8 protein-coding genes and 2 rRNA genes (1 of these 10 only partly in view) are annotated in these 11,040 nt (G+C 65.5%); all 10 read right to left on the bottom strand.

The window, feature by feature from the left end; translation table 11 throughout:
• Positions 1-122: 122 nt before the first annotated feature.
• Positions 123-596 (bottom strand): bifunctional nuclease family protein, encoded by a 474-nt coding sequence (locus ACSU6M_RS05280; RefSeq protein ID WP_004002801.1) that lies wholly within the window; start codon positions 594-596, stop codon positions 123-125.
• An 86-nt stretch (positions 597-682) separates the two neighbouring features.
• Positions 683-1,420 (bottom strand): transcriptional regulator FtsR, encoded by a 738-nt coding sequence (gene ftsR / locus ACSU6M_RS05285; RefSeq protein ID WP_437067485.1) that lies wholly within the window; start codon positions 1,418-1,420, stop codon positions 683-685.
• A gap of 41 nt (positions 1,421-1,461) precedes the next feature.
• Positions 1,462-2,367 carry an FHA domain-containing protein gene (locus tag ACSU6M_RS05290; RefSeq protein ID WP_437067487.1) on the bottom strand — a complete coding sequence of 302 codons (906 nt, stop codon included), beginning with the start codon at positions 2,365-2,367 and terminating at the stop codon, positions 1,462-1,464.
• Between the two features lie 61 nt (positions 2,368-2,428).
• Positions 2,429-3,265 carry a DUF881 domain-containing protein gene (locus ACSU6M_RS05295; protein ID WP_437067489.1) on the bottom strand — a complete coding sequence of 279 codons (837 nt, stop codon included), beginning with the start codon at positions 3,263-3,265 and terminating at the stop codon, positions 2,429-2,431.
• 5 nt (positions 3,266-3,270) lie between these two features.
• Positions 3,271-3,603, bottom strand: a complete 333-nt coding sequence (locus tag ACSU6M_RS05300) for a small basic family protein (RefSeq protein WP_009343209.1) — start codon at positions 3,601-3,603, stop codon at positions 3,271-3,273.
• Entirely contained in the window at positions 3,600-4,517 is a 918-nt protein-coding gene (locus tag ACSU6M_RS05305; protein WP_437067490.1) for a DUF881 domain-containing protein, read from the bottom strand. Before ACSU6M_RS05305 ends, ACSU6M_RS05300 begins: the two co-directional genes overlap by 4 nt.
• Positions 4,518-4,624: 107 nt before the next feature.
• Positions 4,625-7,120: a sugar phosphate nucleotidyltransferase gene (locus tag ACSU6M_RS05310; protein WP_437067491.1), complete on the bottom strand. Its 2,496-nt coding sequence runs from the start codon at positions 7,118-7,120 to the stop codon at positions 4,625-4,627.
• Between the two features lie 115 nt (positions 7,121-7,235).
• A complete protein-coding gene (locus ACSU6M_RS05315; RefSeq protein WP_437067493.1) occupies positions 7,236-7,844 on the bottom strand; it encodes a CDP-alcohol phosphatidyltransferase family protein in 609 nt (202 codons plus the stop codon).
• Positions 7,845-7,953: 109 nt separating this feature from the next.
• Positions 7,954-8,070 (bottom strand): 5S ribosomal RNA (gene rrf, locus ACSU6M_RS05320).
• Positions 8,071-8,157: 87 nt separating this feature from the next.
• Positions 8,158-11,040, bottom strand: a 23S ribosomal RNA gene (locus tag ACSU6M_RS05325); it runs 239 nt beyond the window's last position.

Below are 11,040 nucleotides of genomic sequence, written 5' to 3' on the forward strand. Positions count from 1 at the left end.
TGCGCCCGAAAGAGGCCGCAGGACGCTCTCAAACGCCGCTGGCATGTGCCGCGTTTTTCGGCGGCGACACGCCGTACGGCCGACTCGGCGGATCCCGTCCGCCCAGCCGGCCGCAGCGCGTCTCACTGGCTGCTGGTGCCGAAGTCCTCGGGTGAGATCTGGTCGAGGAACTCGCGGAACTTCTCCACCTCGTCCTCCTGCTCGTCAGGGATCGCGATGCCTGCGTCGTCGAGCACACCGTCACTGCCGTAGATCGGCGTGCCGGTGCGCAGGGCCAGCGCTATGGCATCGGACGGGCGGGCGCTCACCTCGACGCCGCTGGCGAAGACCAGCTCCGCGTAGAAGACGCCTTCACGCAGGTCCGTGATGCGCACTTCGGTGAGCTCCTGGCCGACGGCCTCCAGCACGTCCTTGAACAGGTCGTGGGTCAGCGGCCGTGCGGGGGCCATGCCCTGCTGGGCGAAGGCGATCGCCGTCGCCTCCCCCGGCCCGATCCAGATGGGGAGGTAGCGGTCGCCTCCCACTTCACGCAGGAGCACGATCGGTTGGTTGGAGGGCATTTCGACCCGGACACCTACGACATCGAGCTCGTTCACACAGCAACCCTAGGCCGTGCCCGGGATGTTTGGGTAGTCGGGCCGGGGCGCGCGGCCCGATCCGGGGGACACGGCTCCACCGCCGTTCAAGGCAGCCGCACCCCGAGGGCGCTCTGCACCAGCGCCGCGTGCAGCTTGAGCGCGAGCCCCGCCAGCTCCTTGGCCCGGGCCTCGGCATGCGCCCGCGTCTGCGGGTTGCGGTGCCGGCGGAGCGGGGCCACCACCTGGTCCACCAACCCGGCCTCCCGGTCGGCGGCCGCCTTCATCATCCGCAGATGCCGCGGCTCGATGCCGAACCGGCCCAGCTCCGTCACCAGGGAGGCCACGGTCACCGCCTCGGCGTCGTACACGCCCTCCGACAGCGGCGTGATCAGCCCGTACGACTCCCACTCGGCGAGCTCGGCCTCCTCGATCCCGGCCGCGGCGAGCAGCTGCTCCCGCCCGATCCGGGCCACCGTGGGCGCCTCGGCCGCCTCCGGCAGGGACTCGCCGTCCCGCTGCCGGCCGAGCGCCGGAAGCCGTACGTCCTCGCCGCGCTCCATGGCGTCGAGGTACTCGCGGATCACCTTCAGCGGCAGATAGTGGTCCCGCTGCATCCGCAGCACATGACCGAGCCGCTGCACGTCACTCGCGCTGAACTTGCGGTACCCCGAAGGGGTGCGCTGCGGTTCGATCAGCCCTTCCGACTCCAGGAAGCGGATCTTGGAGATCGTGACTTCGGGGAACTCGTCGCGCAGCACGTTCAGCACCGTGCCGATGCTCATCAGTCCACTGTCCGCGGCGGCGGTGCCGCTCCCGGCACCGCCGCTCGGTGTTTGAAGCATGGACCTTCCCTGGGGTTCCCCGGACGGGTGTCCGGGGTGGGTCAGATGCCCTGCCGGCTGGCGTAGAAGACCAGTCGGTACTTACCGATCTGCACCTCGTCACCGTTGGACAGAGCGACCTGGTCGATGCGCTCCCGGTTGACGTACGTGCCGTTCAGGCTGCCCACGTCGGCGACCGTGAACGAGCCGTCCGGGCTCCGCCGGAACTCCACATGACGGCGCGAGACCGTCACGTCGTCCAGGAAGATGTCACTCTGCGGGTGGCGCCCGGCCGTGGTCAGCTCGCCGTCCAGCAGGAAGCGGCTGCCCGAGTTCGGACCCCGGCGCACGACCAGCAGGGCGGAGCCCAGCGGCAGCGCGTCGACCGCGGCCTGGGCCTCCGGGGACAGCGCCGGGATCGGCGTCTGGCCGGTGGCCTCGGCGTCGTAGGCGTCAAGACCGGAGATGGAGATCGTCGAGGTCGTCTCGGACGCCCGCTCGGGTACGGCGCCCGGCCGCAGCGGCGCTCCGCAGTTGGAGCAGAAGCGGCTGTTCTCCTGATTGCGGTGACCGCACCTCGTACACACCAGGGCCGACATCGGGGAAAACCCTCCACCCGCACTCGAGGACGGTTGGCCGAAACCTATTCCCGCGGCCTGGGCAGGGTCAACCGACGGCGCGCCCTGAGCGCCCGGAATGTCACCGCCCGGACCAGGGACCTGGTCGCGGAACAGCGGGCGCTGGCCCTCTGCGTCGGGCTGCGCGCGGTGACGAGCGGTGGCGCTGCTGTCGCGGCCCTCTCGCGCGCTCTTGCCGAACAACTTCGCAAACAACTTCACGGGCGATTCCCCTTGACCGAAACAGACCCGCCCGTGGGGCAGGACGAACCCTGATTGCACACTCTGGCCGACCCGGACATCCTCACAACGTCCGTATCCACCAGACAGTTTCCACCACGCACCACCCATTCGGTGCGCCGACCCCCCGCAACCTCATGCCCTCGCCGGACGGCCCCCATGCACCCCCGGTTCACTGGGAGGACGACCGAGCGTAGTCAGGCCGCTTCGCCGCCCGCAAGGCGTCCACGACGATCTTGTCGGAACGCTCCACGGTAACCGTGGCCTGCTCCTTCTCCAGCGTCTGCACCACACCTCCAGGGATGTTGAGGGCCGGTTCGAGGTCCTGAGGCTTGCCGATGACCTTGAAACGATAGGGCGCGTTGATCTTGTTCCCGTCGACGCTCACTCCGTCGTCGGAATCCGTCAGATAGGTCCCGGCGACCACGCGCACGCCGTTCACCTGGATCGCCTCCGCGCCGGCGGCGCGCAGCTCCTGGATCGCGTCGAGCAGCATGTCGGCCTCGACCGTGCCCTTGGTGTCGTCGATCGTCATCGTGATCCCGGGCCCCTGCGCGGCCACCGTGCCCGCCAGGACGCCGAGTTGCCTCTCCTTCTCGATGGTCTGTCTGCGGGCCTCCTCCGCCTGGTCCGAGCTGTTCTCCAGCTCGTCCCGCTGCTTCTCAAGACCCCGCTTCTCGTCCTCAAGACGCTGAGTACGGTCATCCAGTTCATCGAGGATGCGCACAAGATCTTCCTGGCGCGCCCCGCGCAGCGCGGAGTCCCCGTCGCTGTTGGACGCGACCTGGATGGCGAGACCGAAGCCGAGACCGAACAACAGCACGGCGACGATGAGTTGGGCCCGCGACACACGCGGCGGCCACAGACCCTTCACGAGCCTCTGGCGTCCGGTGAGCGCGGCCGGCGTGGCCTCCTCGGCCCGCGGCGGTGCCGGAGCGGCCGCCGCGGGCATCTCCTCGGGCAGCTCCCGGCGCAGCCGGTTCTCGGGCGACTCGTCCTGGTTGCTCATCGGCCTCACGCCCGGAACACGTGCCGGCGGATCGCGGCGGCGTTGGAGAAGATCCGGATGCCGAGCACGACCACCACACCGGTGGACAGCTGCGCCCCCACGCCCAGCTTGTCCCCGAGGAACACGATCAGCGCGGCGACGACTACGTTCGACAGGAAGGAGACCACGAACACCTTGTCGTCGAAGATCCCGTCGAGCATGGCCCGCAGACCGCCGAAGACGGCGTCCAGCGCCGCCACCACGGCGATCGGCAGATACGGCTCGACCACCGCCGGAACCTCAGGCCGGACCAACAGTCCGGCCACGACTCCCAGAACGAGGCCCAGTACGGCGATCACGATGTGCCCTTCTCAGCTTGCGGCTGTGCTGTCTCGGTTCTCGGCTGTGCAGTCCGCACGATCAGGCTCGGCGCGGCGGGCAGCCGGAGATCGTCCTCCACGGAGATCGCGGTGCGGATGCCGTAGTTCTCCTGCAGGACGTGCAGATACACCCCGTCGGCGCTGTCCTGGAACCGGGTGCTCAGCTTCTTCCCGTCCCCCACCGCGAGCACCGTGTACGGCGGCACCAGCGGCCTGTTGTCGACCAGTATCGCGTCACCGGCGGCCCTGATCGCGGACAGCGCGGTGAGCCGCTGCCCGTTGATGGCGACGGCCTCGGCGCCCGACGCCCACAGCCCGTTGACCACGCGCTGCAGATCGCGGTCGCGCACCCGCCCCGTGTCGGAGAACCCGGAGCTGCCCCGAGGGTCCCCGTCCCCTCCGTCGCCGGTGCCCTCGGCGTCGTCGACCACCAGCTTCACTCCGGGCCCCTGCACCTCCACGGCACCGGAGAGCAGGCCCAGCAGCTCGGTGCGGCCACCGCCGCCGCTGTGCTTGAGAGCCTCCCGCTGGCGTGCCCCGACGTCGTCCCGCAGCGCCTCCACGGACTTCTCCAGCTCGTCCGCGGCCTCGGTCTCACGGCCGATGCGGTCGATCAGCTCCTCGCGCTCCTTGGCCACCACCGGGGCCTCGACCCGCGCCTGCGCCGCACCGACGGTGACCACGAGCGCCGCCAGCACCAGACCGGCGGCCAGCCCGAGCTTCGCCCGGAGCGTCTTGGGCAGTCCCCCCTCGCCCGCGGACTTCCTGCGGGCCGCCGCCTCCGCGTACCCGTCGTCCAGGCTGTGGTCCATGACGTTGGTGAGCAGCGACATGGACGCGTCCGGGCGCGGGGCGCGCGCCGGAGTGCTCCGAATGGGGGGCTGCTGCGACATGCAGCACATCGTCGCACGTCGCGGCCGGTACCTCCGAACGGCCCCACCGGCGTGCCGGACAGGCCCCCTTGGGGGCACTTGTCCGGCACGCGCGTGTGCTGCCTTTTCTACCGTCCGGCGCTGTCCACGACGGCCGACCACTCGTCGAGCAGCGCCTGCGCGGAGGCGTCGTCCGGGCCCTCGGCCCACAGATGGGTGACGGCCTCGGCCGGGTCGGGCAGCACCATCACCCAACGCCCGTCCGTCTCGACCACACGGACACCGTCCGTGGTGTCCACGAAGCGGTCTCCGGCCGCCTCGACGACCCGCCGCATCACCAGCCCCTTGACGGCCCACGGGGTCGCCAGATCGCGCTTCAGGACGTGCGCACGCGGAATCCGCGCATCGATCTGGCTCAGCGTGAGCTGCGTCCGCGCCACCAGCCCGATCAGCCGTACGAAGGCCGCCGTACCGTCGAAGACACCGCTGAACTCGGGGACGATGAAGCCGCCCTTGCCGTCGCCGCCGAAGATGGTCGACTCGTCCCGCCCCACGCGCGTGAGGTCATCGGGCGAGGTCGTCGTCCACTCCACCTGCGTCCCGTGGTACGCCGCCACCTGCTCGGCGATCCGCGTGGTCGTCACCGGCAGCGCCACCCGCCCGCTGCGCCGCTCGGCGGCCACCAGGTCGAGCATCACCAGCAGCGCCCGGTCGTCCTCGACGATCCGCCCCTTCTCGTCGACGAGCGACAGCCGCTCACCGACCGGGTCGAACCGCACCCCGAACGCGGCCCGCGCGGACGCCACGATCTCACCCAGCCGCACCAGCCCCGACCGCCGCGCATCGGCCGTCTCGGTCGGCCTGGACTCGTCCAGACCCGGGTTGATCGTCAGCGAGTCCACGCCGAGCTTGCCGAGCAGACTGGGCAGCACCAGCCCGGCGCTGCCGTTGGAGGCGTCCACGACGACCTTCAGCCCCGACTCGGCGATCCCGGTGGTGTCGACATTGCGCAGCAGCGAACCGGTGTACGAATCGAAGACGCTCGCCGGGAAATGCAGATCCCCGATCTCTCCCGGGAACGCCCGCCGGTACTCCTGCCGCGCGAACACCCGGTCCAGCTTCCGCTGGCTGGCCTGCGACAGATCCGCGCCCTGCCCGTCGAAGAACATGATGTCCACCGAGTCCGGCACTCCGGGCGTCGTCCGGATCATGATCCCGCCGGCACTCCCCCGAGCCGTCTGCTGCCGCGCGACGGGCAGCGGAACGTTCTCCAGGTCCCGTACGTCGATGGCGCTGGCCTGCAGGGCGGAGATCACCGCCCGCTTCAGCGCACGCGCGCCACGGGAGTGGTCGCGGGCCGTGGTGACGGTGGAGCCCTTCTTCAGCGTCGTGGCGTACGCGCCGGCCAGCCGTACCGCCAGCTCGGGCGTGATCTCCACGTTCAGGATCCCGGAGACACCACGGGCGCCGAAGAGATGCGCCTGGCCCCGCGACTCCCAGATCACGGACGTGTTGACGAAGGCACCGGCCTCGATCGTCTTGAACGGGTAGACCCGCACATTCCCCTGCACGATCGATTCTTCGCCGACCAGGCACTCGTCACCGATGACGGCGCCGTCCTCGATCCGCGCCGCGCGCATGATGTCGGTGTTCTTGCCGACGACACATCCGCGCAGATTGCTGTGCTGGCCGACATACACGTTGTCGTGCACCACGGCCTTGTGCAGGAACGCCCCGCTCTTGACGACGACGTTGGATCCGACGACGGTGTGCTCCCGGATCTCGGCGCCGGCCTCGACCTTGGCGTAGTCACCGATGTACAGCGGTCCCCGCAGCACGGCGTCGGGGTGCACTTCCGCACCCTCGGCGACCCACACACCGGGCGAGATCTCGAAACCGTCGATCTCGACGTCGACCTTGCCCTCCAGGACGTCGGCCTGGGCCTTCACATAGCTCTCGTGCGTGCCGACGTCCTCCCAGTAGCCCTCGGCCACAAAGCCGTAGATGGGCTTGCCTTCCTTCATCAGCTGCGGGAAGACATCGCCGGACCAGTCGACCGGCACATCGGCCTCGACGTAGTCGAAGACCTCGGGCTCCATCACATAGATGCCCGTGTTCACGGTGTCGGAGAAGACCTGCCCCCAGGTCGGCTTCTCAAGGAACCGCTCGACCTTCCCCTCTTCGTCCACGATGGTGATGCCGAATTCCAGCGGATTGGGCACACGCGTCAGACAGACGGTGACGAGCGCGCCCTTCTCCTTGTGGAAGTTGATCAGCTCGGTGAGGTCGAAGTCGGTGAGCGCGTCCCCGGAGATGACGAGGAAGGCGTCGTCCTTCAACGCCTCCTCGGCGTTCTTGACGCTTCCGGCGGTACCGAGTGGCTTCTCCTCGTTGGCATAGGTGAGCTCCATCCCGAGCTCTTCACCATCGCCGAAGTAGTTCTTGACCAGCGATGCCAGGAACTGGACAGTAACGACGGTCTCGTTGAGCCCATGCCTTTTGAGCAGCCGCAGAACGTGCTCCATGATCGGCCTATTGGCCACCGGCAGGAGCGGCTTGGGCATGCTTGAGGTCATGGGACGAAGGCGTGTGCCTTCGCCACCGGCCATCACGACGGCCTTCATGTCGGAAGCGTCCTCCTCGAAGAGACGACGGTATAGCCGACTTCACCCGTCCGAATTGTCCCGCACATTTCCGGTGCGGGCCATCGCGCCGTTACGGCCGCGTCAATCCGCGAGTTCAATCGGCCATGGCGTCCGCACGAACGAGACGGCGGACCTGTACCACGTAGAGGACTCCTGCCCACCAGTAGAGCGTTGTACCCCATCCTGCGAACGCCCATCCGAAAACTGCGGCGAGTGACGAGATCCAACCGCTTCCGTCACTGAGCAGGAGCAGTGGGAAGGCGTACATCAAGTTGAATGTAGCCGCCTTCCCGAGGAAGTTCACCTGCGGCGGCGGATACCCATGGCGCCTGAGGACACCCACCATCACCAGCAGGACCAGCTCGCGCGCGAGTAGTACCGCGGTCAACCAGAGCGGCAGAATCTCCCGCCAGGTCAGGCCGACCAGGGTCGAGAGAATGTAGAGCCGGTCAGCCGCCGGGTCCAGGAGCCGGCCGAGGCTGCTGATCTGGTTCCACCGACGGGCCAGCTTGCCGTCCAGGTAGTCGCTGATCCCGCTCAGAGCCAGCACAAGCAGCGCCCAGCCGTCGCTCTTCGGCCCGCCGAACTCGGGCCGGAGGATCAGCCACAGGAAGACGGGCACGCCGACCAGCCGCGCCATGCTGAGGATGTTCGGGATGGTGAGCACCCTGTCCGTCTGGACTCGGGTCTCCTGGACCTCCACCCGGGGGCCTCCTGCGGTAAACGTGCGAACGATGCCCCCTGACCTTACCTCAACGCAAAAAAGCTCCGGCCCTCGGGTTATCAACCCAAGGGCCGGAGCTCTAAAAGGAGTTCGGCGGCGTCCTACTCTCCCACAGGGTCCCCCCTGCAGTACCATCGGCGCTGTAAGGCTTAGCTTCCGGGTTCGGAATGTAACCGGGCGTTTCCCCTACGCTATGACCACCGAAACACTATGAAACTGTCAACCGGAGCCGTAACCATGACTACAACGGTTGTTCGTGGTTTCAGAACCAACACAGTGGACGCGAGCAACTGAGGACAAGCCCTCGGCCTATTAGTACCGGTCAACTCCACACGTTACCGTGCTTCCATATCCGGCCTATCAACCCAGTCGTCTACTGGGAGCCTTACCCCATCAAGTGGGTGGGAGTCCTCATCTCGAAGCAGGCTTCCCGCTTAGATGCTTTCAGCGGTTATCCCTCCCGAACGTAGCCAACCAGCCATGCCCTTGGCAGAACAACTGGCACACCAGAGGTTCGTCCGTCCCGGTCCTCTCGTACTAGGGACAGCCCTTCTCAAGACTCCTACGCGCACAGCGGATAGGGACCGAACTGTCTCACGACGTTCTAAACCCAGCTCGCGTACCGCTTTAATGGGCGAACAGCCCAACCCTTGGGACCGACTCCAGCCCCAGGATGCGACGAGCCGACATCGAGGTGCCAAACCATCCCGTCGATATGGACTCTTGGGGAAGATCAGCCTGTTATCCCCGGGGTACCTTTTATCCGTTGAGCGACGGCGCTTCCACAAGCCACCGCCGGATCACTAGTCCCGACTTTCGTCCCTGCTCGACCCGTCGGTCTCACAGTCAAGCTCCCTTGTGCACTTACACTCAACACCTGATTGCCAACCAGGCTGAGGGAACCTTTGGGCGCCTCCGTTACCCTTTGGGAGGCAACCGCCCCAGTTAAACTACCCATCAGACACTGTCCCTGATCCGGATCACGGACCCAGGTTAGACATCCAGCACGACCAGACTGGTATTTCAACGACGACTCCACCTGAACTGGCGTCCAAGCTTCACAGTCTCCCAGCTATCCTACACAAGCCGAACCGAACACCAATATCAAACTGTAGTAAAGGTCCCGGGGTCTTTCCGTCCTGCTGCGCGAAACGAGCATCTTTACTCGTAGTGCAATTTCACCGGGCCTATGGTTGAGACAGTCGAGAAGTCGTTACGCCATTCGTGCAGGTCGGAACTTACCCGACAAGGAATTTCGCTACCTTAGGATGGTTATAGTTACCACCGCCGTTTACTGGCGCTTAAGTTCTCAGCTTCGCCTGGACGAATCCAAGCTAACCGGTCCCCTTAACGTTCCAGCACCGGGCAGGCGTCAGTCCGTATACATCGCCTTACGGCTTCGCACGGACCTGTGTTTTTAGTAAACAGTCGCTTCTCGCTGGTCTCTGCGGCCACCCCCAGCTCACGGAGTAAATCCGATCACCAGGAATGGCCCCCCTTCTCCCGAAGTTACGGGGGCATTTTGCCGAGTTCCTTAACCATAGTTCACCCGAACGCCTCGGTATTCTCTACCTGACCACCTGAGTCGGTTTAGGGTACGGGCCGCCATGAAACTCGCTAGAGGCTTTTCTCGACAGCATAGGATCATCCACTTCACCACAATCGGCTCGGCATCAGGTCTCAGACACATGGTGTGCGGATTTGCCTACACACCGTCCTACACCCTTACCCCGGGACAACCACCGCCCGGGATGGACTACCTTCCTGCGTCACCCCATCACTCACCTACTACCAGCTCGGGTCACCGGCTCCACCACTCCCCTTCACCCGAAGGATCCGGGGCGGCTTCACGGGCTTAGCATCACTGGATTCGATGTTTGACGCTTCACAGCGGGTACCGGAATATCAACCGGTTATCCATCGACTACGCCTGTCGGCCTCGCCTTAGGTCCCGACTTACCCTGGGCAGATCAGCTTGACCCAGGAACCCTTAGTCAATCGGCGCAAACGTTTCTCACGTTTGTATCGCTACTCATGCCTGCATTCTCACTCGTCAACCGTCCACGACTACCTTCCGGTGCCGCTTCACCCGGCAGACGACGCTCCCCTACCCATCAACACACCCGTTGGGGCTATATGTGTCAATGACACGACTTCGGCGGTACGCTTGAGCCCCGCTACATTGTCGGCGCGGAATCACTAGACCAGTGAGCTATTACGCACTCTTTCAAGGGTGGCTGCTTCTAAGCCAACCTCCTGGTTGTCTGTGCGACTCCACATCCTTTCCCACTTAGCGTACGCTTAGGGGCCTTAGTCGATGCTCTGGGCTGTTTCCCTCTCGACCATGGAGCTTATCCCCCACAGTCTCACTGCCGCGCTCTCACTTACCGGCATTCGGAGTTTGGCTAAGGTCAGTAACCCGGTAGGGCCCATCGCCTATCCAGTGCTCTACCTCCGGCAAGAAACACACGACGCTGCACCTAAATGCATTTCGGGGAGAACCAGCTATCACGGAGTTTGATTGGCCTTTCACCCCTAACCACAGGTCATCCCCCAGGTTTTCAACCCTGGTGGGTTCGGTCCTCCACGAAGTCTTACCTCCGCTTCAACCTGCCCATGGCTAGATCACTCCGCTTCGGGTCTTGAGCGTGCTACTAAAAACGCCCTGTTCGGACTCGCTTTCGCTACGGCTTCCCCACCCGGGTTAACCTCGCAACACACCGCAAACTCGCAGGCTCATTCTTCAAAAGGCACGCAGTCACGAGACACCAGCAAGCTGATGTCCGACGCTCCCACGGCTTGTAGGCACACGGTTTCAGGTACTATTTCACTCCCCTCCCGGGGTACTTTTCACCATTCCCTCACGGTACTATCCGCTATCGGTCACCAGGGAATATTTAGGCTTAGCGGGTGGTCCCGCCAGATTCACACGGGATTTCTCGGGCCCCGTGCTACTTGGGTGTCTCTCAAACGAGCCGCTGACGTTTCGACTACGGGGGTCTTACCCTCTACGCCGGACCTTTCGCATGTCCTTCGCCTACATCAACGGTTTCTGACTCGTCCCACGGCCGGCAGACCGTGGAAGAGAGATCCCACAACCCCCACGACGCAACCCCTGCCGGGTCTCACACGTCGTAGGTTTGGCCTCATCCGGTTTCGCTCGCCACTACTCCCG

The organism is Streptomyces sp. enrichment culture (genome assembly GCF_964272895.1).
GTDB lineage: Bacteria > Actinomycetota > Actinomycetes > Streptomycetales > Streptomycetaceae > Streptomyces.